The sequence below is a fragment of the Micromonospora salmantinae genome (assembly GCF_022230905.1).
GTDB lineage: Bacteria > Actinomycetota > Actinomycetes > Mycobacteriales > Micromonosporaceae > Micromonospora > Micromonospora salmantinae.
The window spans coordinates 649,167-675,464 of sequence record NZ_JAKKFG010000045.1; the positions used below are offsets into that span (position 1 = coordinate 649,167).

The 26,298-nt window shown below is 71.7% G+C and carries 23 protein-coding genes and 1 pseudogene; 16 read left to right on the forward strand and 8 right to left on the reverse strand.

Features of this window, described 5'->3' with window-relative positions:
• Positions 1 to 174: 174 nt before the first annotated feature.
• Together PSH03_RS32005 and recG are read left to right on the forward strand one after the other, a co-directional pair.
• A complete protein-coding gene (locus PSH03_RS32005; RefSeq protein WP_210784397.1) occupies positions 175 to 1,788 on the forward strand; it encodes a DAK2 domain-containing protein in 1,614 nt (537 codons plus the stop codon).
• Complete coding sequence (gene recG / locus PSH03_RS32010) at positions 1,785 to 3,983, forward strand: ATP-dependent DNA helicase RecG (RefSeq protein ID WP_238691293.1); 2,199 nt, start codon at positions 1,785 to 1,787, stop codon at positions 3,981 to 3,983. The genes PSH03_RS32005 and recG overlap by 4 nt, the downstream gene beginning before the upstream one ends.
• A gap of 2 nt (positions 3,984 to 3,985) precedes the next feature.
• On the opposite strand, the gene PSH03_RS32015 is transcribed toward recG, so the two are convergent.
• On the reverse strand, positions 3,986 to 4,234 hold the full coding sequence (locus tag PSH03_RS32015; RefSeq protein WP_238691294.1) for a flavin reductase: 249 nt from the start codon (positions 4,232 to 4,234) through the stop codon (positions 3,986 to 3,988).
• A gap of 254 nt (positions 4,235 to 4,488) precedes the next feature.
• Here PSH03_RS32015 and PSH03_RS32020 point away from each other — a divergent pair, with 254 nt between their 5' ends.
• Together PSH03_RS32020 and PSH03_RS32025 are read left to right on the forward strand one after the other, a co-directional pair.
• Positions 4,489 to 5,211: an XRE family transcriptional regulator gene (locus PSH03_RS32020; RefSeq protein ID WP_238691347.1), complete on the forward strand. Its 723-nt coding sequence runs from the start codon at positions 4,489 to 4,491 to the stop codon at positions 5,209 to 5,211.
• Positions 5,208 to 5,681 (forward strand): NUDIX domain-containing protein, encoded by a 474-nt coding sequence (locus tag PSH03_RS32025; RefSeq protein WP_238691295.1) that lies wholly within the window; start codon positions 5,208 to 5,210, stop codon positions 5,679 to 5,681. Before PSH03_RS32020 ends, PSH03_RS32025 begins: the two co-directional genes overlap by 4 nt.
• A gap of 156 nt (positions 5,682 to 5,837) precedes the next feature.
• On the opposite strand, the gene PSH03_RS32030 is transcribed toward PSH03_RS32025, so the two are convergent.
• Positions 5,838 to 7,343, reverse strand: a complete 1,506-nt coding sequence (locus tag PSH03_RS32030) for a cell wall anchor protein (protein WP_238691296.1) — start codon at positions 7,341 to 7,343, stop codon at positions 5,838 to 5,840.
• A 305-nt stretch (positions 7,344 to 7,648) separates the two neighbouring features.
• Here PSH03_RS32030 and rsmD point away from each other — a divergent pair, with 305 nt between their 5' ends.
• The 9 genes and pseudogenes from rsmD to PSH03_RS32075 all read left to right on the forward strand — a co-directional run bounded on the left by rsmD (position 7,649) and on the right by PSH03_RS32075 (position 15,627).
• Entirely contained in the window at positions 7,649 to 8,212 is a 564-nt protein-coding gene (gene rsmD, locus PSH03_RS32035; protein ID WP_210784394.1) for a 16S rRNA (guanine(966)-N(2))-methyltransferase RsmD, read from the forward strand.
• On the forward strand, positions 8,209 to 8,691 hold the full coding sequence (gene coaD / locus PSH03_RS32040) for a pantetheine-phosphate adenylyltransferase (protein WP_030335289.1): 483 nt from the start codon (positions 8,209 to 8,211) through the stop codon (positions 8,689 to 8,691). Before rsmD ends, coaD begins: the two co-directional genes overlap by 4 nt.
• A 251-nt stretch (positions 8,692 to 8,942) precedes the next feature.
• Positions 8,943 to 9,440 (forward strand): SPFH domain-containing protein, encoded by a 498-nt coding sequence (locus PSH03_RS32045; RefSeq protein ID WP_030335287.1) that lies wholly within the window; start codon positions 8,943 to 8,945, stop codon positions 9,438 to 9,440.
• 109 nt (positions 9,441 to 9,549) lie between these two features.
• Positions 9,550 to 10,113: a YceD family protein gene (locus PSH03_RS32050; RefSeq protein ID WP_110562455.1), complete on the forward strand. Its 564-nt coding sequence runs from the start codon at positions 9,550 to 9,552 to the stop codon at positions 10,111 to 10,113.
• Between the two features lie 5 nt (positions 10,114 to 10,118).
• The gene (gene rpmF, locus PSH03_RS32055) at positions 10,119 to 10,292 is read left to right on the forward strand and encodes a 50S ribosomal protein L32 (RefSeq protein WP_030335284.1); all 174 of its coding nucleotides are present in this window, start codon (positions 10,119 to 10,121) and stop codon (positions 10,290 to 10,292) included.
• 114 nt (positions 10,293 to 10,406) lie between these two features.
• The gene (locus PSH03_RS32060; RefSeq protein ID WP_210784406.1) at positions 10,407 to 11,390 is read left to right on the forward strand and encodes a phosphate acyltransferase; all 984 of its coding nucleotides are present in this window, start codon (positions 10,407 to 10,409) and stop codon (positions 11,388 to 11,390) included.
• Positions 11,387 to 12,136, forward strand: a pseudogene (rnc, locus tag PSH03_RS32065) (ribonuclease III); the annotation flags it as partial. The gene PSH03_RS32060 and the pseudogene rnc, both read left to right, overlap by 4 nt.
• A gap of 193 nt (positions 12,137 to 12,329) precedes the next feature.
• Positions 12,330 to 13,187, forward strand: coding sequence for a bifunctional DNA-formamidopyrimidine glycosylase/DNA-(apurinic or apyrimidinic site) lyase (gene mutM / locus PSH03_RS32070; RefSeq protein ID WP_238691297.1), 858 nt, complete (start codon positions 12,330 to 12,332; stop codon positions 13,185 to 13,187).
• 220 nt (positions 13,188 to 13,407) lie between these two features.
• Entirely contained in the window at positions 13,408 to 15,627 is a 2,220-nt protein-coding gene (locus PSH03_RS32075) for an MMPL family transporter (protein WP_238691298.1), read from the forward strand.
• A 112-nt stretch (positions 15,628 to 15,739) separates the two neighbouring features.
• On the opposite strand, the gene PSH03_RS32080 is transcribed toward PSH03_RS32075, so the two are convergent.
• Both PSH03_RS32080 and PSH03_RS32085 read right to left on the reverse strand, forming a co-directional pair.
• Positions 15,740 to 16,582 carry an endo alpha-1,4 polygalactosaminidase gene (locus PSH03_RS32080; RefSeq protein WP_210784391.1) on the reverse strand — a complete coding sequence of 281 codons (843 nt, stop codon included), beginning with the start codon at positions 16,580 to 16,582 and terminating at the stop codon, positions 15,740 to 15,742.
• A gap of 116 nt (positions 16,583 to 16,698) precedes the next feature.
• A complete protein-coding gene (locus PSH03_RS32085) occupies positions 16,699 to 17,856 on the reverse strand; it encodes a CAP domain-containing protein (RefSeq protein WP_210784390.1) in 1,158 nt (385 codons plus the stop codon).
• Positions 17,857 to 18,227: 371 nt separating this feature from the next.
• On the opposite strand from PSH03_RS32085, the gene PSH03_RS32090 reads away from it, so the two are divergent.
• The 3 genes from PSH03_RS32090 (at position 18,228) to PSH03_RS32100 (ending at position 23,006) form a co-directional block, all read left to right on the forward strand.
• The gene (locus PSH03_RS32090; protein WP_007456482.1) at positions 18,228 to 18,422 is read left to right on the forward strand and encodes a hypothetical protein; all 195 of its coding nucleotides are present in this window, start codon (positions 18,228 to 18,230) and stop codon (positions 18,420 to 18,422) included.
• Positions 18,423 to 18,771: 349 nt separating this feature from the next.
• Positions 18,772 to 22,386: a chromosome segregation protein SMC gene (smc, locus tag PSH03_RS32095; RefSeq protein ID WP_238691299.1), complete on the forward strand. Its 3,615-nt coding sequence runs from the start codon at positions 18,772 to 18,774 to the stop codon at positions 22,384 to 22,386.
• The gene (locus PSH03_RS32100) at positions 22,386 to 23,006 is read left to right on the forward strand and encodes an HAD family hydrolase (protein WP_210784388.1); all 621 of its coding nucleotides are present in this window, start codon (positions 22,386 to 22,388) and stop codon (positions 23,004 to 23,006) included. The genes smc and PSH03_RS32100 overlap by 1 nt, the downstream gene beginning before the upstream one ends.
• A gap of 7 nt (positions 23,007 to 23,013) precedes the next feature.
• On the opposite strand, the gene PSH03_RS32105 is transcribed toward PSH03_RS32100, so the two are convergent.
• The 4 genes from PSH03_RS32105 to PSH03_RS32120 all read right to left on the reverse strand — a co-directional run bounded on the left by PSH03_RS32105 (position 23,014) and on the right by PSH03_RS32120 (position 26,289).
• Positions 23,014 to 23,535: a DinB family protein gene (locus tag PSH03_RS32105; RefSeq protein WP_238691300.1), complete on the reverse strand. Its 522-nt coding sequence runs from the start codon at positions 23,533 to 23,535 to the stop codon at positions 23,014 to 23,016.
• Positions 23,536 to 23,579: 44 nt separating this feature from the next.
• Positions 23,580 to 24,074, reverse strand: coding sequence for a universal stress protein (locus PSH03_RS32110; protein WP_238684606.1), 495 nt, complete (start codon positions 24,072 to 24,074; stop codon positions 23,580 to 23,582).
• A 9-nt stretch (positions 24,075 to 24,083) separates the two neighbouring features.
• A complete protein-coding gene (locus tag PSH03_RS32115) occupies positions 24,084 to 25,661 on the reverse strand; it encodes an MDR family MFS transporter (RefSeq protein WP_502361705.1) in 1,578 nt (525 codons plus the stop codon).
• A gap of 187 nt (positions 25,662 to 25,848) precedes the next feature.
• Positions 25,849 to 26,289 (reverse strand): MarR family winged helix-turn-helix transcriptional regulator, encoded by a 441-nt coding sequence (locus tag PSH03_RS32120; protein WP_238681244.1) that lies wholly within the window; start codon positions 26,287 to 26,289, stop codon positions 25,849 to 25,851.
• Positions 26,290 to 26,298 lie beyond the last annotated feature (9 nt).

A 26,298-nucleotide genomic window follows, 5' to 3' on the forward strand; every position in this document is an offset into this window, starting at 1 on the left:
CGCCCGTGCCCCGGCTCACACCTGGTCGTGGGCCCGTCCGCCCAACGGTGGGCCGGCCCGGCGGCAAGGGTACCGGAGGCGCTCGTTCCCGCCGCGGCCAGCGCCGGCCCGGGCCGGCGAGGACACGCCGGACGAGTCCGACGGGTGTCGGTGCGCGCCAGTAGGCTTCTGCCCGTGCTGGACACCCTCGACGCCGCCGCGGTCCGCCGCTGGTGCGCGAGCGGGCTGGCCGCACTGAAGCGCCACCAGGGCGAGATCGACCAGCTCAACGTCTATCCGGTGCCCGACGGCGACACCGGCACCAACCTGGTGCTCACCCTCACCTCGGCGCAGCAGGCCCTCGCGATGGATCTGGACACTCTCCCCGACAGCGGGCCGACGGCGCACGGGCACGCGCTGCGGCTGATGGCCCAGGGCGCGCTGCTCGGCGCGCGGGGCAACTCCGGGGTGATCCTCTCGCAGATCCTGCGTGGTTTCGCCGACCAGGTCGCCGGGGTGCCGACGGTGCGTGGCCGGGAGCTGGCCGCCGCGCTGCGCTCCGGCACCGCCGCCGCGTACACAGCGGTCTCCCGGCCGGTCGAGGGCACAGTGCTCACAGTGGTCGCGGCGGCCGCCGCCGCGGCCGAGGGCGCGGACAGCGACGACCTGCCGACGGTGGCCGGCGTCGCGGCCCGGGCGGCGGCCGAGGCGCTCGCCCGCACCCCGGAACAGCTGCCGGCGCTGGCCCGCGCGGGCGTGGTCGACGCCGGTGGCCGAGGGCTCTGCGTGCTGCTCGACGCCCTGGTCGAGGTGCTGACCGGGGAGCGCACGGTCCGGCCCGCGCCGACGCCGCGCTCCGCCCGCCCGGCGGCCACCGTCGCCCGCGAGACCGGTTCGGATGAGTACGCGTACGAGGTGCAGTTCCTGCTCGACGCCCGAGCCGAGGCCGTCGCCGGGTTGCGGCGGGCGCTCGACGCCCTGGGAGATTCGCTGGTCGTCGTCGGCGACGGGCGTGAACCGGAAGGCACCTGGAACGTGCACGTGCACGTCAACGACGTGGGCGCGGCGGTCGAGGCAGGTGTCGCCGCCGGCCGCCCGTACCGCATCTCGGTGACCCGTTTCGCCGACCACTCGGAGTCGCCCTCCGGCCCGGTGGTGGCCGGCCGGGCCGCGGTGGTGGTGGCCACCGGCGGCGGCATCGCCGACCTGTTCGCCGCGGAGGGCGCCACCGTCGTGCCGGGCAACCCGTCCACGGGCGAGCTGCTGGATGCCGTCCGCAGCACCGGTGCGGCCCGGGTGGTGGTGCTGCCCAACGACGCCAACACCGAGGCGGTGGCGAGCGCGGCCGCCCGCGAGGCCCATCGGCACGGCATCAAGGTGAGCGTGGTGCCGACCCGATCGCCGGTGCAGGCCCTCGCAGCCCTCGCGGTCCGCGACGGTGACCGCCGTTTCGAGGACGACGTCATCGCGATGGCCGAGGCGGCTGGCGCCTGCCGGTACGCCGAGGTCTGCCATGCCAGCCGGGAGGCGCTGACAGTGGCCGGCCCGTGCCGCCCCGGTGACGTGCTGGCGCTGGTGGAGGGGGAGGTGCACCTGATCGGCACCGACCTCACCGACACCTGCGCCGCAGTGGTCGACCGGATGCTCGGTGGTGGCGGCGAGATGGTCACCCTGCTGGCCGGGGTGGACGCTCCGGCCGGGCTCACCGACGCCGTCCGCGCGCACGTCGCGCGACGCTGGCCGTTCGTCGAGGTGCACGCGTACCCGGGCGGCCAGCCGTTTTATCCGCTCCTGGTAGGGATCGAATGAGCGAACCAGCCACTGTGGACACTCCGCTGAAGAAGCTGGTCGGGGACAAGACAGCCAAGGCGCTGGCCTCGCACCTCGACCTGCACACCGCGGGTGACCTGGTCTACCACTTTCCGCGTCGCTACGACGAGCGTGGTGAGCACACCGACATCCGCTCACTGGACGTCGGTGAGCAGGTCACAGTGCTGGCCCAGGTGCAGCGCACCGCGGTGCGCCCGATGCGTCAGCGGCGGGGCAACCTGCTGGAGGTGACCGTCGGCGACGGCTCCGGCGGGGTGCTGACGTTGACCTTCTTCGGCAACCAGGCATGGCGCGAGCGCGAGTTGCGCCCGGGCCGGTGGGGTCTGTTCGCCGGCAAGGTCACCGAGTTTCGGGGAAAACGGCAGCTCAACGGCCCGGAGTACGTCCTGCTCGGCGAGGGTGGCGACGGCGAGGCGGCGGTCAGCGACGACATCGAGGAGTTCGCCGGGGCGCTGATCCCGGTCTACCCGGCCGCCGCGGCCGTGCCGACCTGGGTGATCGCGCGCTGCGTGCGCGTCGTACTGGACACGTTCACCCCGCCGGACGATCCACTGCCGAGCGCAGTGCGGGCCAGCCGCAAGCTGGTCGGGCTGGGCACCGCGCTGACCGAGATCCACCGGCCGTCCAGCAAGGAGGCGCTGCACCAGGCGCGGCGGCGCCTCAAGTGGGACGAGGCCTTCGCCGTCCAGGTGACCCTTGTGCAGCGCAAGCACCGGGCGGCCGACTGGCCGGCCCGGCCCCGCCCGGCGCGCCCGGGCGGGCTGTTGGAGGCCTTCGACGCCCGACTCCCGTACGAGCTGACGGCCGGTCAGCATGAGGTGGGCGTGGAGATCGCGGCGGACCTGGCCACTCCGCACCCCATGCACCGGCTGTTGCAGGGCGAGGTGGGCTCGGGCAAGACGGTGGTGGCGCTGCGGGCGATGCTCCAGGTGGTCGACGCGGGCGGGCAGGCCGCGCTGCTGGCGCCCACCGAAGTGCTGGCCGCCCAGCACCACCGCGGCATGCTCGACCTGCTCGGGCCGCTCGGGCGGGCCGGTGAGCTGGGCTCCGCCGAACACGCCACCCGGGTCGAGCTGGTCACCGGCTCGTTGGGCGCGGCGGCCCGCCGCCGGGCGCTCGGCGAGGTGGCCAGCGGTGCCGCCGGCATCGTGCTCGGCACCCACGCCCTGCTGTACGAGGGGGTCGACTTCGCCGACCTCGGCCTGGTGGTTGTCGACGAGCAGCACCGCTTCGGCGTGGAGCAGCGCGACGCCCTGCGGGCCAAGGCCGACCAGCCGCCGCACGTGCTGGTGATGACGGCCACCCCGATCCCGCGCACCGTGGCGATGACCGTCTACGGGGACCTGGAGGTCTCCACGCTCTCCCAGCTGCCCCGGGGGCGGTCGCCGATCGCCTCGCACGTGGTGCCGGCCGCCGAGAAGCCGGCCTATCTGGACCGGGCCTGGCGTCGGCTGCGCGAGGAGGTGACCGCCGGCCACCAGGCGTACGTGGTGTGTCCGCGAATAGGTGACGGGCCGACCAGCGACGAGGAACCGCCACCCGAGGACGACAACGGGCGGCGGCCACCGCTGGCGGTGACCGAGGTGGCTCCGTTGCTGGCCGAGGGCCCGCTGCACGGCCTGCGGATCGGGGTGCTGCACGGTCGCCTGCCGGCCGACGAGAAGGACGCGGTGATGCGTTCCTTCGCGGCCGGTGACCTGGACGTGCTGGTGGCGACGACGGTGATCGAGGTCGGCGTGGACGTGCCTAACGCCACCGTGATGATCGTGCTGGACGCCGAACGGTTCGGTGTCTCCCAACTTCACCAGCTGCGGGGCCGGGTCGGTCGGGGTGCTGCCGCCGGGCTGTGCCTGCTGGTCAGCGAGGCGGCCGAGGGTTCGTCGGCGCGGGAACGGTTGGACGCTGTGGCGTCCACCAGCGACGGTTTCAAGCTCGCCGAACTGGATCTGGAGCAACGCCGTGAGGGCGACGTGCTGGGTGCCACCCAGTCCGGGCACCGTTCGCACCTGCGGTTGCTGTCCCTGCGACGCGACGCCGACCTGATCCGCGACGCCCGCGCCGAGGCGATCACCCTGATCGAGGACGACCCGGAGCTGGCCCGCAGCCCGGCACTGGCCGCCTCGGTGGCCGCACTGGTGGACGAGGACCGCGCGGAGTACCTGGAAAAGGGCTGACGTCACCGTGGCTGCTCGTCGCGCAGCGCCGACGAACGCGGCCAGGCAAGAAACCGCGAGTGCAATATCCCAGACGGTGTAAGTGGCAGATCCGCACACGCCTGCACCAGGTACGCCGACAGGTGGAGCATCAGCGATATCCGCGCGTCCGTGAACTCCTCAATGAGCTGCCGTTTCCTGGTTCTGCACGGCCACGGGACCCCGCAGCCCGCGCAGGTCCACTGCGGCCTGACCGGCTGATGCGTCGACAACAATCTCCACCACCCTCCTGGATCGTTGAAAGGGGAAGAGGTCCCCAGGGTGTTGGCAACCTCTTCCCCCTGGCACCCACCAGCCCGGCGGATCCGCCGCAAGCGAACCGGTGAGGCCCTGCCGCTGAACCTACGAACCGGCCTCGGGCACTCCAACGTCCGTGTGGACACCGGCCCCGACACTTCCAGGACCCTGAAGCGTCCCCTGGTGTCCACTACGGTGGGACGGTATGAGTCACCGCCTCCGCGCGGCCATGCTCCGCGCTCACCTCGACTCGGCCGCCCTCGCCACGGCCGTCGGTGTCGACATCAAGACCGTCACCCGGTGGCTCTCCGGCCGCGTCCCGCACCAGCGCACCCGCCTCGTCGTAGCCGACGCCCTCGGCGAGACCGAAGCAGACCTCTGGCCGCAGACCCGTCCCGACCAGGCACCCGGCGCTGAGGCCACCGCCGAGATCGTCGCCGCCTACGCTCACCGCGCCGACATCCCGCACCATGTCTGGGCCGCGCTGCTCACCGGCGCGACTACTCGAATCGACCTGCTCGGCTACGCCTACCCGTTCCTGCTGGAGTTGCTGCCCAACACGATGCAGCTCATCTCTGACAAGGCCGCCGACGGTGCCCAGGTCCGCCTCGCGTTCGCCGATCCTGACTGCCCGCACGTCGCCGAACGCGATGCCCTCGAACAGATCGGCGGCACGTTACCCGGCCGGATCCGCAACGCCCTCAACTTCTGCGAACCTCTCCACCGCGTGCCCGGCGTGGAGATCGGCCTGCACACCGTGCACCTGTACAACTCGGTGTTCCGCTTCGACCACCAGATGATCGTCACCCCACACCTGTACCGCGCCCGCGGCTATCAGCACCCCGCCCTGCACCTACGTGAACTGTCGCCGCACGGCATCTTCGCCGCTCACGCCGACCAGTTCGAGCAGATCTGGCAGACCACCACCGCCTACCCGAAGGAGACCCGGTGACCGGCCGCCGCGACTACTACCACGACCCGCAAGCGCCGGTCGCCAACAGTCTCGTCCCCGCTGCCGCAGCCATCGTCACCGACCAGCACGGCCGCGTGCTGCTACAGCGGCGCAGCGACTCCGGTAACTGGTCCCTGCCCGGCGGTGCCCTGAACGTCGGTGAAACCCTTCAACAATGCGTCGTTCGTGAGGTGCGGGAGGAGACTGGCCTGGACGTCGAGGTCACCGGCCTACTCGGCATCTACAGCGATCCCGGACACGTCATCGCCTACCCCGACGGCGAAGTCCGCCAAGAGTTCACGATCACCTACCGCGCCCATGTCATCGGCGGCACGATCAGCATCAGCGACGAGTCGACGGACGTCCGCTTCATCGACCCCGCCGACTTCGACCACATCCCCATCCACGACACCGTTCGACTTCGCCTCGATCACTACGTCGAAGGCCGCGACACCCCCTACCTCGGATAGCGCCGATACGTCGGCGCACTGACGACCCCTCTCATGCTTCGGAAGGGTGGGAACTCAACCGGGGCCGCTGACTACTCCCGGATGCTGTCAACGCACAACGACCGAGGGCGCGTCGACCGGATGGTCGACGCGCCCTCGGGTTCAGCGCAGGTCAGGTCAGGCGGTGAAGGTCACCCGACGCCGACGGGCGATGACGAAGAGCACCGCACCCGCGATGAGCAGCGCGATCGCGCCTGCGGCGATGCCGCCGGCAGCCGCACCGGTGACCGGAAGGCCCGGCTCCTCGCCGCCGGCGCCACCGCCACCGCAGTCGCCCTCCGGCGTGTAGACGGCTTCCATCTCCAGGTCCAGCTCCGGCAGCGCGACGAGCGCCGTCTCGGCCTTACCCGCCTTGAAGGTCACCGTCTCCGACGCGCCGGCCGCGACCGTACGGGTCTCGGTCTTGCCGCCGTAGGTGAAGGCCGCCTTGACCGGGAGCCCACCCTCGGGGTTGGTCACGGTGAGGGTGAAGTCCTTGCAGTCGGCCTTGGTGGTGACTGCCGGCAGCGGGCAGTCCTCGGGGCGCTGCCACGAGTACGTGCCGTTCTCGATGACCTTGCCGTCGACCAGCACCTCGATCTTGCCGGCGTTGGCGGGCACCACGATGCTGTTGTCGGCCGTGCCGGCCGGGACGGAGACCTTCTTCGAGAAGCCGTTCTCGCCCTTGACCTCGAACTCGACGGCGTACTTGCTGATCTTGCCGTCGTTGCTCAGCGAGACGGCGACCGATCCGTCGCAGTTGGACGCGAAGGTCGTGGCCGGGGTAACGCAGCTCTTGTCGCCGCCGTTGTACCAGCCCTGCGGGCCGTTGGACCGGTTACCCGGAGCGCCCGCCGAGCCCAGCTTCTTGTTGCCGTAGCGCTCGCCGCCGTCGACCAGCTCGTCGATGACCTCGTCCTTGTCGCCCCAGATCAGGTCGACCTGGGTGTGGCAGTCCGGGATCTCGACGTTCAGCTTGATCTCGGTCTGGGTGCCACCGATCCAGTTGCTGTCCGGCGTGCCGTACACGTATTGCGGAGTGGCGAACTGCGGCCGGGGTGCGAAGTACGACACCAACGTGAACCACTGCTTGCCCTCGCCGCAGAGCGGCAGGTCACCGTCGAGCTTGACGGTCGCGGTGCCCTTCGGGCCGTCGAAGGTGTGGCTGTACTTGGCCTTGTTGACGTCGACGCACTTCGGAGTCGGTGCGCAGGACTTGTCAGCGGCGAGGTTGATGCTGCCGTCGTTGGTTGCTTCCTGGCCGTTCTTCTTCCATTTGCCGAACACCGTGAGCTTGGCGTTGACGGTGTCGCCCGGCACCCGCTGGACGGCCGTGATGGTGCCGGCCTTGGGGATGACATAGCCCTGCAGCGGGACTGCCTTGGTGCCTTCCACGGGCACGGTGACCTCGGTCGAGGGCTCCGCGGTCACCTTCTTCAGCGTCACGGCCTTGCCGCGCTCGCTGTTCTCCACCTTCCACGTGATTACGCGCTCGCCGGAGAGCCGGTCACAGTCGGCGGTGGCGGTGATGGTGGTGTGGTGCGCGCTGGCCGGAGCGGCCACCGCGACTGCCCCGGTGAGGCCGACGAGGGCGGCTCCCAGGATGGCCAGCGGTCGCCGTAGCGACAGCTTGGGACGGATCACGGGTACTCCTGGAGTGCTGAAGCGTCAGGGGTGTGGCACGGGAGCGACAGTGGACGGTCACTGCACGTCCGATAGGAGAGGGGCCCTCCCGCACCGCGGGCCGGTGGGTTGCCGCCGGCACCCGGCAGACCCTAGCGAGATCGCCGCTCGTGATACAGCGCTCAGGATTTGCTAAGACGGATGTTATGAAGTTGAGATCATTGATATACGAGAAGTGATCACGTGATCTTCATGGTGGCACCGACCGTGTCGGCCGCCAGGTCCGCCGCATCGCGTAGCGTCGCGGGCATGAGCAGGAGGAAACGGTGACCCGGATCGTGGCCGGGACGCTCGGTGGCCGGCGGATCGCCGCGCCGCCCGGCGCCGGCACCCGACCCACCTCGGACCGGGTCCGGGAGGCGCTGTTCAGTGCCGTCCAGGCCGAGGTCGATCTCGACGGCGCCCGCTTCGCCGACCTGTACGCCGGCTCCGGCGCGGTCGGCCTGGAGGCGCTCTCCCGAGGTGCCCGGCACGTGTTACTGGTCGAGTCCGACCCGCGGGCGGCCCGGGTGATCCGGGAGAACGTGGCGGCCCTCCGTGCCGGTCCGGCGGCCCGTCTGGTCACCGGCAAGGTGGCGACGGTGCTGGCCGCCGGACCGGACGGCGAGCCGTACGACGTGGTCTTCGCCGACCCGCCGTACGCGCTGCCGGACGAGGAGATCACCGCGCTGTTGGCCGCGCTGGTCGACGGCGGCTGGCTGGCGCCCGACGCGTTGGTGGTGGTGGAGCGGTCCCGCCGCACCAGGGAGTTCGACTGGGTGGAGGGGATCACCGCCGAGCGCAGTCGCCGTTACGGCGAGACCACCCTTTGGTACGGTCGCCGATCATGAGACGTGCGGTGTGCCCCGGTTCGTTCGACCCGGTCACCAACGGACACCTCGACATCATCGGGCGGGCCAGTCGGCTCTTCGATGAGGTGATCGTCGGTGTGCTGGTGAATCAGTCGAAGAGTGGCCTGTTCACCGTCGAGGAGCGCATCGAGATGCTCCGCGAGGTGACCTCGTCGTACGGCAACGTGCGGGTTGAGTCGTTCCGAGGGCTGCTGGTGGACTTCTGCCGGGCCCAGCAGGCCAGTGTGCTGATCAAGGGCCTGCGGGCGGTCAGCGACTTCGACTACGAGCTGCAGATGGCCCAGATGAACATCGGTCTGGCCGGCGTCGAGACGCTTTTCATGCCGACCAACCCGCTCTACTCGTTCCTCTCGTCGAGCCTGGTCAAGGACGTCGCCAAGTGGGGTGGCGACATCTCCGCCCACGTCCCCGACCCGGTCCGCGAAGCCCTCCAGGCCCGCCTGGGCCCCCGCCGCTAAGCCGACCCTGGCTCCCCCTCACCCTCGCGATCTTGCACTTACGGCGCCCGCGTCGCCCCTTTCGCCGTGGTTTGACGCGACCGAAAGTGCAAGATCGGGGCGGTGGGAGCCGGGGGTAACTATGTCGCGACTCGCCGGGTTGGGGTGAGTGGGGCGGCGGTGGGGCCGGCACGACATGATTGGTGGCGCGGGGAACGGCCGTAGCCCGCATCATGGAGGTCGGCCGACGAACGACAGGAGTGAGGTAGCCGGTGGACCCGCTCGATCGCATCGACGAACTGATCGCCATCCTGGAGCAGGCCCGCTCCGTCCCGATGTCGCGCAACAACTGCATGGTCGACCGGGGTGAGATGATCGCTGCCCTCGATGAGATGCGTGCTGATCTCCCCGCCGACCTGCGTCGCGCCGCCGCGCTCCTGGAGGAGCGCGACAAGATCATGGAAGCCGGCAAGCGCGAGGCGGACCGGATCATCAGCGAGGGTGAGGCAGAACACGCCCGCCTGGTCTCGGTGAACGAGATCACCGTGTCGGCCGAGCACGAGGGCGCCCGGATCATCGGCGAGGCCCGCGCCGAGGCGCAGCGCCTGCGTGAGGAGGTCGACGACTACGTCGACACCGCGCTGGCCAACTTCGAGCAGTTCCTCACCAGGGCACTGGCCTCGATAGAGCGCGGCCGGGACAAGATGCACGCGCTGCGGGAGATCGGCACCTTCGCTGGGGATGAGGCGGAACGCCCGCTACCCTTCTGAGCGGCACCTCACCAGCCGACTTCTCAGGCGGGCGTCGCCCCCGGTTCGACGGTCCGGCGGTCGCCCAGGTAACCTTTTTTGTCGGCCTCTCACCGGCCGGAGTCTAACTATGCCCAAGCACTCGCCATCGACACTCAACCCCAGGTCGCCGCTGGTCCTCGACACGAGGGACCTGCCGCGTCGCCCTGGCGCGTTGCGTGAGGTCCAGCGGGTCGTGCCGGCACCGGCGGACCTCGGTGTGGAGTTGATCGGCGTGCCGGAGGGCGCGGACCTCGACCTCGATCTGAGGTTGCAGTCGGTGTCCGAGGGCGTGCTCGTCTCCGGGACCATCACCGGTCCCGTCCGGGGCGAGTGCGGCCGTTGCCTGCGCGAGATCAACGACTCGATGGGCGTGACGATCCAGGAGCTGTACGCGTACGAGGACAGCACCACGGACGCCACGACCGACGAGGACGAGGTGGGCCGGATGCAGGGCGATCTGATCGACCTGGAGCCGGCGCTGCGGGACGCGTTGGTGCTCACGCTGCCGACCAACCCGCTCTGCCGGGAGGACTGCCCAGGACTGTGCCCCGAATGCGGGGCGCACTGGGACGATCTGCCGGCCGACCACAGTCACCAGCAGATCGACCCGCGTTGGGCGGGCCTGTCGCAACTGACCGTTACAGAGGAGTAAGAACCGTGGCCGTCCCGAAGCGCAAGATGTCGCGCAGCAACACCCGGTCTCGCCGGGCGAACTGGAAGGCGACAGTGGTCGCGACCGTTGCGTGCCCGCAGTGCAAGTCCCCGAAGCTGCCGCACGCTGCCTGCTCCGTCTGCGGCACCTACAACGGCCGCCAGGTTCTCGAGGTCTGACCTGGACGCCGAGTGACGCCCCCGACCCCAGGTCGGGCGGCGCGCGCATCCTGGCATTCGCCCGGTGCTCCGGCTCCCTCCGACGCCGGCCGGACCGATCCGGCCGGCGTTCCGGTGGAGCCGGGCGCCGCGCGGATCGCCGTTGACCTCCTCGGCGGGGACGACGCTCCCGCCGTCGTGGTTGACGGCGCTCTGCGGGCCATGCGCGCCGACCCTGACCTGCATCTGCTTCTCGTCGGTCCGACCGAGGTCGCCGACGAGCTGATTGCTGCCCTCGATCCGGCGCAACGCGCCCGGATCACGGTGCGGCCCGTTCGTGATGTCGTCGGCATGGCCGACCATCCCAGCGCCGCCCGCTCCGAGAGCACCGTCCGGGCCGCGGTCACCGCCGTCCGGGACGGGACGGCCGACGCCGTGGTCTCCGCCGGCGCCACCGGTGCCACAGTCACCGCTGCCGTGCTCGGCCTCGGCCGCTCGCCGGAGATCCGCCAACCCGCGCTGGCCGCCACCCTGCCCGCCGTGGCGGGGCCCGTCGTGTTGCTCGACGTCGGCGGCTCCCTGGAACCCCGCCCGGCCACCCTCGCCCGTCACGCAGTGCTCGGCGCCGCGTACGCGGCGGTGGCCCACTCGATCGCCGCACCCCGCGTCGGGCTGCTCTCGGTCGGCACCGAGGCCGGCAAGGGCGACCGGGTCCGCCGCGCCACCGACCCCCTGCTCGCCGTCGAACCGCTGCCCGGCGGGGCGCGCTACGTCGGCCTGGTCGAGGGGTACGACGTGGCCCTCGGCACGCGCGCCGATGTGGTGGTCACCGACGGCTTCACCGGTAACGTGCTGCTCAAGGCCATTGAGGGCGCGTACGCGATGGCCGGCGGCCCACCTGCCCAGGGCGGCGCGCCCCGCGCGGCGGCCCTGCTGGGCGTCGCGGGGACGGTGGTCGTCTGTCACGGGTCCGCCCGCGCCGACGACGTCGCCTCCGGCATAGCTCTCGCCGCCCACCTGTGGCGGCGGCGCGCCACCGATCTGGTCTCCGCGTTGCTCGACCGCGACGCCGCGACGGGTCGCACCGACCGCTCCACCGACACCGAGGTACGCACATGAGCAACGACAAGCGGCGGCGGGCGTCCGTCGGTCACCTGGAAGCCGCCTTCGGAGTGAGCCTGGAACCCGAGCTGCTCCAGCGCGCGTTGACCCACCGGTCGTACGCGTATGAGAACGGCGGGCTGCCGACCAACGAGCGGCTGGAGTTCCTCGGCGACTCGGTGCTCGGCGTGGTGATCACCACGGCGCTCTTCCACAACCACCCTGATCTGCCTGAGGGGCAGTTGGCCAAGCTGCGGGCCAGCGTGGTCAACATGCGGGCGCTCGCCGACGTGGCCCGCGGTCTGGGCCCGGACGGGCTGGGCGCGTACCTGCTGCTCGGCAAGGGTGAGGAGACGACCGGTGGCCGGGACAAGGCGAGCATCCTCGCCGACACGCTGGAGGCGCTCCTCGGCGCGATCTACCTCCAGTACGGCCTGGACACCACGGGGATCGTCATCCACCGGCTCTTCGACCCGCTGATGGCCGAGTCGGCTGGTCGCGGGGCCGCCCTGGACTGGAAGACCAGCCTCCAGGAGTTGACGGCGGCGCTCGGTCTCGGCGTCCCGGAGTACCGGATCGAGGGCACCGGCCCGGATCATCTCAAGACGTTCACCGCCTGGGTGGTGGTGGCCGGCATCCGGTACGGCGGCGCCGAGGGGCGCAGTAAGAAGGAGGCCGAGCAGCGGGCCGCCGAGGCAGCCTGGCGGACGCTCGCCGAGCAGAACGGTCAGAACGGCGACGACGGCAAGGATGGTCGGGCCGGCGACGAGGGCCAGGGTGGTCGGGCCGGCGACGATCGTCAGGACCAACCGATCGGTCGGGACGACTCGGCCGACCGGGACGAGCCGTTCGGGCCGCTGGAGCGCGCCGAGCGGGCGGCTCAGGCCGAGCAGGCCGACCACCTGGCGCAGGCGCTGCCGGCCGGGGGCGCCGACGGTCACGAGACGGGTCGGCCGCGTGCCTGAGCTGCCCGAGGTGGAGACCGTCCGGCAGGGCGTGGCCCAGTGGGTCGTCGGCCGTCGGATCGCCTCGGTCGAGGTTCGTCATCCGCGTGCGGTCCGCCGGCACGCTCCCGGCGACGTGCACTTCGCCGACGTGCTCGCTGGCCGGACGGTGCTGGACGCCCGCCGTCGCGGCAAGTACCTGTGGCTGCCACTGGACAGCGGTGACGCGATCGTCGGGCACCTCGGCATGTCGGGTCAGCTGCTGCTCCAGCCACCCGGGACGACGGACGAGACCCACCTTCGGGTCCGGTTCCGGTTCAGCGACGACGGCCCGGAGCTGCGCTTCGTCGACCAGCGCACGTTCGGCGGGCTCTCGGTGAGCGAGGGCGGCGCCGAGTTGCCCGACGAGATCGCGCACATCGCCCGCGACCCGATGGACCCGGATTTCTCCGACGAGGCGTTCGTCGCGGCGCTGCGCCGCCGGCACACCGAGGTGAAGCGGGCACTGCTCGACCAGACCCTGATCTCCGGAGTGGGCAACATCTACGCCGACGAGGCGCTCTGGCGCGCCAAGCTGCACGGCGGCCGACCCACCGACGCGCTGACCGGCCCGGCCGCGCAGCGCCTGCTCGGCCACGTCCGCGACGTGCTCGCCGAGGCCATCAGCGAGGGCGGCACCAGCTTCGACGCCCTCTACGTGAACGTCAACGGCGAGAGCGGCTACTTCGACCGTGCGCTCAACGCGTACGGCCGCGAGGGCGAGCCGTGCCGGCGGTGTGGCGCGCCGATCCGCCGTGAGGCGTTCATGAACCGGTCCTCGTACAGCTGCCCGCACTGTCAGCCACGCCCCCGGGGTTCCCTTCGGGGATGACCCGGAGCCAGCTCGGGGGTAACGCCGGCGGGTCGCGGCGGGTCACTCCGGGGTGGACCCCGGTGTACGTCCGGATCGGGGTTCGACCCCGGCGAACGCACCCCCGCGCCCGGTCTGCTGGTTCCAGGGTGGGCCCAGGTCGATCCCCGATGTGACCGCCTCGTCACGCACCTAGCGTCAGCACCGTTGACAGGGGGTTGACGTGACAGGGGGACCCGAGATGGGGAGAAGACCGGTGACGGTGCGGCTGGCGCGGTGGAGCGCCGAGCACCCGTGGCGGGCGATCGCACTGTGGGCCGTGTTCGTGGCGGTGTGCTTCGTGGGCGGCAGCGCCGCCGGGCTCAACGAGGCCACCAGCGGTGACCAGGCGATCGGCGAGGCGGGGCGGGCCAGCCTCATCGTGGACGCCGGTGACTTCGGCGACCCGGCCGTGGACAACGTCCTCATCACCTCCCGGGGTGGCGCGTTGGACCCGGCGGCGGCGAAGTCGGCGGCCGACGATGCGGCGGCCCGGCTGCGTACGGTCGCCGGGGTGGCCGGGGTCGGCCAGCCGGTCACCGCGCGGGACGGCTCAGCGCTGCTGCTGCCGATCACCATGTCGGGTGACCCGGAGACGGCCTCGGAGCGGGTGCAGCCGTTGCGCGACGCCACCGCCACGGTGCAGGCCGCGCATCCCGGGCTGCGCGTCGAGCAGGTCGGCGGACCGTCGATCGGCCAGGCCCTCGACGACACCCTGGGTAAGGACTTCAAGCGCGCCGAGCTGCTCAGTCTCCCGGTCACCCTGGCGATCCTGATCATCGCGTTCGGCGCGCTGATCGCGGCGAGCGTGCCGGTGCTGCTGGCACTCTCCTCGGTGGCCGCCGCGATGGGTCTGTCCACTCTCGCCTCGCATCTGGTGCCGGCCACCGACACGACGGCGCCGGTGATCCTGCTGATCGGCATGGCGGTCGGCGTCGACTACTCGCTCTTCTACATCCGTCGGGAGCGGGAGGAACGCGCCAAGGGTCGGTCCGGTCTGGACGCGGTGGAGATCGCCGCGGAGACCTCCGGGCACGCCGTGGTGGTCTCCGGCGTCGCGGTGATCATCTCGATGGCCGGGCTGCTGCTCGCCGGCGACGTGGTCTTCTCGTCCCTCGCCATCGGCTCGATCCTCGTGGTGGCCGTCGCGGTGACCGGTTCACTGACCGTCCTGCCCGCCCTGCTGGCCCGGCTCGGCCGTTGGGTGGACCGGCCCCGGGTGCCGCTGCTCTGGCGACTGACCGCACCGCGTACCGGCCGGCACGGCGAGCCCCGTGCGCCCCGGCTGTGGCCGGCGGTGCTCCGGCCCGCGCTGCGCGCGCCGGTGGCGACGCTTGTCATCTCGGTCGGGCTGCTGCTCGCGCTGGCCGCGCCGGCGCTCGGCATGAAGCTGAAGTTCCCCGGCATGGAGGACCTGCCCCGCACGACTCCGGCGATGCAGGCGTACGACCGGCTCACCGCCGCGTTCCCGAGCGCCGGGACCAATCACGTGGTGGCTGTCCGGGCGCCCGCCGACCAGGCCGGCCGGGTACGCGCCGCCCTCACCGGCCTGTCCACCCGGGCGGCCGGCGATCCGCTGTTCGCCCCGGCCGAGGCGGACGGCCCGAAGATCGAGGTGTCGGCCGACCGGCGGGTCTCGGTGCTGGACGTCCCCACCCCGTACGCCAGTCGGGACGACCGGTCGGTGCAGTCGTTGGAAAAGCTGCGCGGGGACCTGGTCCCGGCCGAGCTGCGGGGCATTCCCGGCATCGAGTACGCGGTGGGCGGGGGCGTGGCCGACAGCGAGGACTACGCCCAGCACGTCCGGGACAAGTTACCGCTGGTCATGGGCTTCGTGCTGGTGCTGACCTTCCTCGTCATGACGTTCACCTTCCGGTCGGTGGTGATCGCGGCCAGTTCGATCGCGCTGAACCTGCTCTCCGCCGGTGCCGCGTACGGCCTGCTGGTGCTGATCTTCCAGGGCGAGTGGGCGCAGGGACTGCTCGGCTTCACGTCGATGGGTGCGATCGTGTCCTGGCTGCCGCTGTTCCTGTTCGTGGTGCTCTTCGGCCTCTCGATGGACTACCACGTCTTCGTGGTCAGTCGGATCCGCGAGGGCATCCGGTCCGGCCTGTCCAACCGCGACGCCGTGTCGTACGGGATCACCTCGTCGGCCGGGGTGGTGACCAGCGCGGCGATCGTGATGGTCGGGGTCTTTTCGATCTTCGCCACGCTGAGCACGATCGACATGAAGCAACTCGGCATCGGTCTGGCGGCGGCGATCCTGCTGGACGCCACCATCATCCGGGGAGTGGTGCTGCCGGCGTTGATGACCATGCTCGGCGACGCCAACTGGTGGGCCCCGCGCTTCCTGCGTCCCCGCCCAACGCCCGCGCCCACCGACCCGCCAGCCCCCGCCCCAGAGCTGGTCCCGGTCCCCTAACCACCCGAACCCCCTCCGCCCTCCTGCCTGCCGATCTTGCACTTTCTGTCGCGACGTAGCGGGGTCAACCCGGCAAATCGGGAACCGAAAGTGCAAGATCGCGGGGACGGGGTCAGGGGAGGGGGCAGGGTTCCCGGGAGGCGTCCAGCATGCGGTTCTTGCGGATCGACGCGAAGCCGTAGCCGACGGTGGTGACACAGAAGTCGTCGGTCGAGCCGGTGTACTCGACGTGGAAGACCGGCTTGCCGACGTCGCTGAACGGCAGCAGTTTGGCGCACTGGGCCAGCCGGACGCACTCCTCGTTGACCGCGAAGTCGAAGTCCGGGGCCAGCGCGGCGAGTTGCGGCACGTCGTTGACCAGCCCGGGGGAGAGGCTCAGCGAGCGGGCCAGCTCGGCGAGCCGGCGGTTGAACAGCAGTTGGTCGTCGAAGTCGAGCGGAAAGCCGGTGCGTGCCGTGTACCCGTCGGCGTCGAAGAGTGCCACCGCGCCGAAGCCCTTGCCCCGGCAGAGCCGGAACCGGTCGGCCAGCACCGGCCGGAGCGCGTCCCAACTCCGGACGTCCAGCCACCGGCTGTCGGGTCGACGCCCGCCGGCGCCCCGGACGACGTCCGGAAACCGGCTGGCGTCCGGGTCGTCGGAGCGGACCGATCCCACGTTCACCTGGCAGATCAACCGGCGGTCCCGGGAGCGCAGGTCGGCGGTCTGTGCGGCGGTGGTGGCCACCGGGTCGAGGAGGAAGACGTGGGCGTCCACCGCCGGGTCGAGCGGGCCGCTGAGCTGCCACTGCCACTGCCAGTGCCGGGCCTGCGTCGCCGGCCACGCGGTGGGCGCGCCGGGCGGGGTCAGTGCGGGCCGGCACCCGTACGCCGGCACCAGGAGCACGAGAGCGACGCAGGCGGACAGGAGGCGGCGCAGTGGGCGTACGGCGACGCGTCGCCGCGGCCGGATCCGCATCGGCAGCTCCCGGGTCCCGGGCGGCCGGTCGCCGCCCGCACCGGTACGCGGCCCCCACGCTCCGGCCCGACGTACCTCACCGGGTCAACGAGCGCGGGGGCGGGAACGACGCGCGGTCAGCGCGGCGCGGCGAAGACCTGCGTCCAGTACGGCCCGTTGCTGCTGGCGATGCCGACGCCGATCTCGGTGAACGCGCAGTTCAGGATGTTGGCCCGGTGGCCCGAGCTGTTCATCCACGCGTCCATCACCGCGGCCGGGGTCTTCTGGTTCCAGGCCACGTTCTCGCCGTACGTGCGCCAGGCGTAGCCGACCCGGTCCAGCCGGGCGCCGGCGTTGCTGCCGTCGCTGCCGGTGTGCGACATATCCTGGTTGTCGGCCTGGTCCTGGCTGTGCCGCTGGGCGGCCGTCATCAGCTTGTCGTCGATGCTCAGCGCCTTGCAACCGGCCTTGGCCCGCTCGGCGTTGACCAGGTCCACCACCTCGCGGGCCTGGGCGCTGACGGAGCCGCTGGAGCCGTTGGAACCGGTGGAGCCGCCGGTGTTGCTCGGCGCGCTGCTGCGCTCGACGCTGCGGCGCGACGCGGCGGTGCTCCGCGACGCCGCCGGGGTGGGCTTGACGACCTTGCTCGGCGACGGGCTCGGAGACGCCGGGGTGGGGATCGTTGACGGGGAGGGTGCGGCGAGGGTGTCCAGCGCCGGCTCTCCGGTCGGCGCGGCCGACGTGGCGAAGGTGTCGTCGACGGCTGTCGGCTGCGCGGCCCCGTCGTCACCGCCGGGCAGGGTGAGCGCGCCGACGCCGAAGCTCACCACGAGGGTGGCGGCCGCGGCGGCGCCCCCGATCATCAGCGGCCGGCGCCAGCGGCGTGGGGAGCGGTGCCGTCCCTCGCCGGGCCGCCCGGTCTCGGCGGTGCCGCGCCACTCGTCGGTGGTCTCCGGGTCGGTGTCGGTGTGCCAGCCGCCGGCCGTCTCGGTATGCCAGCCGCCGGTGGCGTCCTGGGCCGGGCGGTTGTCGTCCCAGCCGCCGGTCTGGTCTTCCGGCTGCGGGGCCGGCCAGGCGGCGGTGTGGGCGTCGGCGGGCGTCAAGGGGTCGGACTGCCGGCCGCCGCCGGTGGGCTGCTCCCGGTGCCACTCGTCGCCCGGCTGACCGGGCTCGTCGCCGAAGAGGTAGGCCGAGCGGGGCTCCGGGCGGTCGTGCAGCCAGGCCGGCTCGTCGGTCGGTCCCTCGGCGCGCCGGGGGGCGCCGTTCGGGTCCATCGGATCGGTCCAGCCGTACACGCCTATGCCTCCAGGGGTCGGTTGCGGGCCGGGGTGACGCTACGGCGCGCCTACGACCTGCGGCAACGTGGCTAAGAAAGAGTTAAGGGGAAGTCGGACGCCAGGGTGCGGACTTCCGTGAATCCGGGCGTACAGTAAAGGCGTCCGGACAGAGAGTGTCCGTGCCTTGCGGCAGCCCCCCGACAAGTGGACAGGTCGACGTAGAGATGATCTACGGCCTGCGAGAACTTGACGAAGGAGGGGTTTGCGGCTCAATATATAGGTGTCGCCAGTCGCGCCCGGTCATGCCCAGATACAGCCTGGAATGACAGCCGCGTACAAATGGGCGCGCGTTGGCCGGCCTTTCCGGCAGCGCATATCAAGGAGTCAGCATGGCGAAGGCCCTCTACGGCCACGTAGGTGCAGCGCCCGACCGGCGTCTGCTCGACGAGGTCACCCGACTGCGTGCCAGGGTTCAGGCACTGGAGTTCGAGATCACGCGTCTGCGTGCCGACAATGATCGGCTCGCGGCGGCTGCGGCGGAGGCGGACGATCTGCTCCGTCTGGCCGAGCCGGCGCTGACCTGATCTTCAGGTCGTAAAAACTGAATCGCACCATCGCAAAAATGCGCGCCGACACCTCTGTGCCGGCGCGTAACACTGTCCGGGGGTCTTTTCGGCGCCGACGATTCATGATCTTGCGGCAGATCGTGCGGGAAGCACGCCGCACAGTTACCGAAAAGCGCGTCGGCGGATAAGCCGATCATGAAAGGCGCTTGTCTTTCTCGCGGTCTCCCGGACAACAGCGCGCCCACTGTCGACGCGACGCGGGGCGGGTCGCGTGCCGGGCCGCTCCGACCGGCGGGTTAGTCTGCGAGTTCACCCAGGTCCCCACAGCCGGCGACGGTACGGCGGCCACCGGACGAGGATCGAGTAGGTGTATCTCAAGAGCCTGACGGTGAAGGGTTTCAAGTCCTTCGCCTCCGCGACGACGTTGAAGCTGGAGCCCGGGATCACCTGTGTGGTGGGCCCGAACGGCTCGGGCAAGTCCAACGTCGTCGACGCCATCGCCTGGGTCCTCGGCGAGCAGGGCGCCAAGGCCCTCCGCGGCGGCAAGATGGAGGACGTCATCTTCGCCGGCACCGCCGGCCGGGCGCCGCTGGGTCGCGCCGAGGTCACCCTCACCATCGACAACACCGACGGCGCGCTGCCGATCGAGTACACCGAGGTCTCCATCACCCGCCGGATGTTCCGCTCCGGCGAGAGCGAGTACGAGATCAACGGCAACTCGTGCCGGTTGCTCGACATCCAGGAGCTGCTCTCCGACTCCGGCATTGGCCGGGAGATGCACATCATCGTGGGGCAGGGCCGCCTCGACGGCATGCTGCACGCCAAGCCGGAGGACCGCCGGGCGTTCATCGAGGAGGCGGCCGGCGTCCTCAAGCACCGCAAGCGCAAGGAAAAGGCGCTGCGCAAGCTCGACGCGATGCAGGTGAATCTCAATCGCCTGACCGACCTGACGGCCGAACTGCGTCGTCAGCTCAAGCCGTTGGGCCGGCAGGCCGAGGTGGCCCGGCGCGCCGCCGCCATCCAGGCCAACCTGCGCGACGCCCGGCTTCGGCTGCTCGCCGACGACCTCGCCACCCTGCGGACCACCCTCGACCGGGAGATCGCCGACGAGACCGCGCTGCGCGAGCGGCGCGAGCAGATCGAGGGTGAGCACGCCGAGGTGCAGGGCCGGCTCGGCGAGTTGGAGGCCGCCCTCGCGGAGGACGCGCCGCTGCTCGCCGCCGCCCAGGACACCTGGTACAAGCTCTCCGCCCTCCAGGAACGCTTCCGCTCGATCGAGCAGTTGGCCCGGGAACGGCTGCGGCACCTCAGCGCCACCGGCGACGACGAGCGGCCCGGCCGCGATCCGGACCAGCTGGAGGCCGAGGCGGAACGCGTCCGCGAGCAGGAGGAGGAGCTACGCGGCGCGCTCACCGACGACCAGATCCGACTCGCCGAGGCGGTCGAGCACCGCCAGGAGTTGGAGCGGCAGTTGGCCGCCGCCGAGCGTGAGCTGGTCGCCGCGGCCAAGGCCATCGCCGACCGGCGCGAGGGGATGGCCCGGCTCACCGGCCAGGTCAACTCCGCCCGGGCCCGGACCACCAGCGCCGGCGAGGAGATCGAACGCCTCGCCATCGCGCACGCCGACGCGCTGGGCCGCGCCGAGCAGGCGCAGGCCGACCTGGACGCGGTCGCCGCCCAGTCCACCGAGGCCGACCGGGACAACGCGGACCTGGACGCCCGGCACGCCGAGGCGGTCGCCGTGCAGGAACGGGCCCAGGCCACCGTCCGATCGCTGTCCGACGCCGAGCGGGCGGCGGAGAAGGACGCGGCCACCTGGAAGGCCCGCGAGGAGGCGCTCGCCCTGGGGCTGCGGCGCAAGGACGGCGCCGGGGCGCTGCTCGCCCGCGCCGGGGACGTGCCCGGTCTGCTCGGCAGCCTCGCCGGGTTGCTCACCGTCGCGCCCGGTCACGAGGCCGCGCTGGCCGCCGCGCTCGGCGGGCTCGCCGACGCGGTCGCCGTCAGCGGGGTGGACGAGGCCGTCGAGGCGATGCGGCTGTTGAAGATCTCCGACGCCGGCCGGGCCGGCCTGCTGGTCGGCAGTCCGGCCGGTCCCGGTATGACCGGCTCCGCCGACGCGCTGCGCCCGAAGCTGCCGGACGACGCCCGGTGGGCGCCCGACCTGGTGGAGTGCAGCGCCGAGCTGCGTCCGGCGGTGCACCGGGCCCTGCGGGACGTGGCGCTCGTCGACGATCTCGCCGCCGCCGCCGAGCTGGTCGCCAGCAACCCCGAGCTGCGGGCGGTCACCCCGGACGGTGACGTGGTCGGGGCGTACGCGGCGGCGGGCGGGTCGGCCAAGGCCCCCAGCTACATCGAGGTGCAGGCAGCCGTCGAGGAGGCCCGCGCCAACCGGGTCACCGCCGAACGCGCTGGCCTGGAGCTGCGTGATCAGTTGGTCGAGGCGCACGCCGAGGTGGCGGCAGCCAAGGAGGCCGTGCAGCACGCCGCCGCCGAGAAGCGCGAGGCGGAGAGCCACCGCAACGCCGCCGCTCGCCGGCTGGCCGAGCTGGGCGCGGCGGCCCGTTCCGCGAAGGCCGAGACCGACCGGCTCGGCGACTCCCGCTCCCGCGCCGAGGCCGCCCGGCAACGGGACCTCACGGCGCTCGCCGAGCTGGAGGAGCGGCTACGGCTGGCCGAGGAGACCCCGGTCGACGCCGAGCCCTCGACCGAGGAGCGGGATCAGCTGGCGGCCATGGTGCCGCAGGCCCGGCAGAACGAGATGGAGGTCCGGCTCGCCGTGCGTACCGCCGAGGAGCGGGTCTCCTCGATCGCCGGCCGGGCCGACTCGCTCGCGCGGCAGGCCGCCGCGGAGCGGGCCGCCCGGGAACGCGCGGCGGCCCGCCGGGCCGCCCGCGCCCGGGGCGCGGGCATCGCCCGGTCCGTCGCCGGTGGCGCCCGGGAGGCGCTGACCCGGCTGACCACCTCGATCGCGACGGCAGCGGAGCACCGTGACGCGGTCGCCCTCGAGCGCGCCGCACGGGAGGCGGAGCTTCAGGAGGTACGCGGTGCCGCCAAGCGGCTCGGCGCGGAGTTGGAGCGGCTGACCAGCCAGGTGCACCGCGACGAGGTGGCCCGCGCGGAGCAGCGGCTGCGCATCGAGCAGTTGGAGGCGAAGGCCGCCGAGGACTTCGGGCTGGACGTGGAGACGCTGGTCGCCGAGTACGGTCCGACTCAGCCCGTTCCGCCGACCCAGGTGGACGTCGCGGCGGCCGAACGTGACGGTCTGCCGGTGCCCGAGCCGGTGCGCTACGAGCGGCCGGTGCAGGAGAAGCGGGCCGCCAAGGCGGAACGCGAACTCGCCCTGCTCGGCAAGGTCAACCCACTCGCGCTGGAGGAGTTCGCCGCGCTGGAGGAGCGTTTCAAGTTCCTCTCCGAGCAGTTGGAGGACCTCAAGGCCACCCGTCGGGACCTGCTCACAGTGGTCAAGGACGTGGACGAGCGGATCCTGGAGGTCTTCGCCAGCGCCTTCGAGGACACCGCCCGGGAGTTCGAGCAGGTGTTCACAGTCCTCTTCCCCGGTGGCGAGGGACGGCTGATCCTCACCGAACCGGACGACCTGCTCACCACCGGCGTCGAGGTGGAGGCCCGCCCGCCGGGCAAGAAGATCAAGCGGCTGTCACTGCTCTCCGGTGGCGAGCGGTCGCTGACCGCGGTGGCCATGTTGGTGGCGATCTTCCGCGCCCGGCCCAGCCCGTTCTACATCATGGACGAGGTGGAGGCGGCCCTGGACGACGTCAACCTGGGCCGGCTGATCACGTTGCTGGCACAGTTGCGCGAGAAGAGTCAGCTGATCGTCATCACGCACCAGAAGCGGACGATGGAGATCGCCGACGCGCTCTACGGCGTGACCATGCGCAGTGGGGTCACTCAGGTGATCAGCCAACGGCTCAACCGGGCCGACGAGGACGACCAGCGGCACGGCCGCGGCGAGGAGAACGGGTAGTGGCTCGGGAACGCGCGACGGCGCTCCTGCTGGACTTCGACGGCGTACTGCGCCGGTGGGACCCGGCGGTGGCTGCCGTTGTCGAGCGGGAGTACGGCCTCTCCGAGGGCGTGCTCGGTGAGATCGCCATGCAGTGGGGGCGGCTCCAGCCGGTGCTCACCGGCCAGGTCAACCACGCCGAGTGGATGAACAGCGTGGCGGACGCCCTCGCCGAGTCGGTGGGCAGCCCGGAACGGGCCCGCGCCGCTGTGGAGCAGTGGCAGAGCTACCGGGGAGAGGTCGACCAGGAGGTGCTGGCGTTCGTTCGGGAGGTCCGTGCGGCGGGCGTCCGGGTCGGGCTGGGCACCAACGCCACCGACCTGCTCGACGCCGACCTGGCCGCGCTCGGCCTGGTCGGCGAGCTGGACGTGGTGGTCAACTCCTCGGTCATCGGCGTGCACAAGCCGGCTCCGGAATACTTCAAGGCCGCCTGCGTGGCCCTGGCCACCCCGCCGGCCCGGGTCCTCTGCGTCGACGACGAGGACTGGGCCGTGCGGGGTGCCCGGGCCGCCGGGCTGTCGGCGCACCGGTGGGGCGGCCACGCCGACCTGCGTTACCTGCGGGCGGCCCTGGACTACTGAGCGTTCGTCACTCGCCGGTGACGCCGTCGATGCGTTCCCGGATCAGGTCGGCGTGGCCGTTGTGCCGGGCGTACTCCTCGATCATGTGCACGTACACCCAGCGCAGGTTGAAGGTGCGCTTCTTCGCGCCGACCTCGGTGAACGTCTCGTCGAGCGAGTGGCCGGCGGCGGCCTCGCGGGCCAGCGCCACCTCGCGGTGGAAGATGGCGAAGTCGGCAGCGGCGTCGGCGGCGCTGACGTCGTGGTCGGCGTCCGGGTTCTCCGGGGTGAAGTACGGGTAGTCGACAGGCTCGCCGGCGAAGTTCTCCCGGAACCACCAGGCCTCCACCTCGGCCAGGTGCCGGACGAGGCCGAGCAGGGTCAGCCCGGACGGTTCCACGCTCGGCGTCCGCAACTGCTCCTCGGTCAGGCCGGCGCACTTGAGTAGCAGCGTCTGTCGGTGGTAGTCGAGCCAGCCGTCGAGCATGGTGCGCTCGTCGCCGACGTACGGTTCGGGGGTCCGGGTGATCTCCGGCGCGATCCAGGTCATGCCGCGCATCCTGCCCGGCACCTCGGACATACCGCGACGGGTTATCAGGGCACCACGACTACCGGCCAGCGGCCGGCGCGGACCAGCCGGGTGGCGACCGAGCCGACCAGCCGGTGTCCGGCCTGCTCGGAGGCGCCGACGACCACCATGTCGGCCTGGAACTCGTCGGCCGCCGCGCACAGCTCGCCGTACGCGTCGCCGCGCCGCACCAGCAGGGTCACCGGAATGCCCCACTGCTCGGCCCCACGCCGGCACTCCCGGCGCAGCTCGTCGGCCAACTCGTCGTGGGTGCGCTGGACCGCGCCGGCGTCCATGCCGGGCACCAGGGCGGTCAGCCCGCTCGGCGAGCTGACGAAGACCACCACCAGCGCGGCGCCCTGCCGACGGGCCAGGCCGGCGGCGTAGGAGCCGGCCCGCTCGGAGGTCCGGGTGCCGTCGATGCCCACCATGATCACCCGAGGGCCGTCCGTCCCGCGCTCGAAGGGCAGCGGTCGGGTCCGGGGCCCGTACTCCTCACGGTCCGGTGCTCCCACGCCCATGGCTCTACCTCACCTCTGCTCGCCGGTACGGATCACGGGTGCGCCAGCGCCGGCGGCGACTGTCGATTCCCGCTCGACCTGGTCGGAAACCGGGTCGCCGTTGTGCTGGCGCAGCGGCACCTCCTTGATGAAGGCCACCGCGATCAGCGCGATCAGCGCGAACGGGGCGGCAGCCAGGAAGATGTCACCGGCACCGTGGCCGTACGCGCTCTCCACCACCGCCCGCAGCGGGCCGGGCAGGGTGTGCACGTCGGGCAGGGCACCGCCGCTGCCCGAGCTGGAGGCGGGGATGCCGAGTTGGGCCAGGCCGTCGGCGGTGTAGTCCTTGACCTTGTGGGCGAGCACCGCGCCGAGGGCGGAGACGCCGATCGCGCCACCCAGGCTGCGGAAGAACGCCACCACCGAGCTGGCCGCGCCGAGTTCGTGCGGGCCGACGGTGTTCTGCACGGCGAGGACCAGGTTCTGCATGGTCATGCCCAGGCCGACGCCGATCAGCAGCATGTAGACGCTGAGCAGTGTGAAGCTGGTGTCGGCGCGCAGGGTGCCCATCAGCGCGAAGCCGACGGTGAGCAACGCCGACCCGATCACCAGGTACCGCTTCCAGCGGCCGGTCTTGCTGATGACCCGCCCGATGACGGTGGAGGCGACCAGCAGGCCGAGGATCATCGGCAGGGTCATCAGGCCGGACATGGTGGGGCTCTGCCCGCGGCTGATCTGGAAGTACTGGCCCAGGAAGATCGACGCGCCGAACATGCCCACACCGACCGCGATGCTGGCGACGACGGCGAGGGTGATGGTGCGGTTGCGGAACAGCCGTGGCGGGATCATCGGCTCGGCGGCCCGGGTCTCGACCCGGATCGCCAACGCGCCGAGGACCAGCGCGCCGACGACCATGACGGCGGTCTGCCAGGAGGCCCAGGCGAACTGGTCGCCGGCGAGCGAGACCCAGATCAGCAGCACCGAGACGGCCGCGGTGATCAGGGTGGCGCCCCACCAGTCGATCTCGGCCTTCCGCTTGACCACCGGCAGGTGCAGGGTCTTCTGGAGCACGATCAACGCGAGGATGGCGAACGGCACGCCGACGTAGAAGCACCAACGCCAGCCGAGCCAGGAGGTGTCCACGATCACGCCGCCGATCAGCGGGCCACCGATGGTGCCGACGGCCATCACGGCCCCGAGGTAGCCGCTGTAGCGGCCGCGCTCGCGGGGCGCGATCATCGTGGCCATGATCACCTGGGCCAGCGCGGTGAGACCGCCGGCGCCGACGCCCTGGAGCACCCGGCAGGCGATCAGCTCACCGGTGCCCTGGGCGAGGCCGGCCAGCACCGAGCCCAGCACGTAGATCCCCAGGGCGAGCTGGACCAGTGTCTTCTTACTGGTCAGGTCGGCCATCTTGCCCCAGATGGGGGTGGTCGCTGTGGTCGCGAGCAGGGCCGAGGTCACCACCCAGGTGTACGCGGACTGGCCGCCGTGCAGTTCGGTGATGATCCGCGGCAGCGCGTTCGAGATGACGGTGGAGGACAGGATCGCGACGAACAGGCCCAGCAGTAGGCCGGAGAGTGCTTCCAGGATCTGCCGGTGGGTCATGGTCACGGCGGTCGCCTGGGGAGGCACTGTCGCCTGGCTCATCGTGTGTTGCCTCCGAGCGGAGTCGATGTGGAACGGCGGGGCTGGTACGCACGGGCCGCCTGTGAGTTGCCTGAGGCAACGGTATGCCTTGGTTGCCTGAAGCAACAACTTGTCGGACCGGTGCCCTATTCCCCCGCGTTGGGAGCTACTGCCAGGAGTCGTTGAACCGGCCGAGCAGCCGGGCGAACTCCTCGACGTCCCGCTCCGGCCAGCCGTCCAGAGCGCGCAGGAACTCGCCCAGCCGGGCCGCGCGGGCCACGTCGAACCGGCGCTGCCCCTCGTCGGTGAGGCTGATCTGCGCGGCCCGCCGGTCACTCGGATCAGGGTCGCGGTGCACCAGGCCGAGGACTTCCAGGGCGTTGATCTGCCGGCTCAGCGTCCCCTTGCCCACGCCCAGCCGCGCCGCCAACTCGGTCAACCGGATCGACCCGCTACGCCGCAACCAGAGCAGCAACCCGTAGGTGTTCGGCTCCAGGTTCGGGTGCACCTCCCGGGCGATCTCCCAGGAGACCGCCCGGCCGCGGCGCAGCAGAGCGGTCAACTCGTGCTCAACCGCCCGGATCGGCTCCGGCAGGTGCTCGTCCACGGCGTAGAG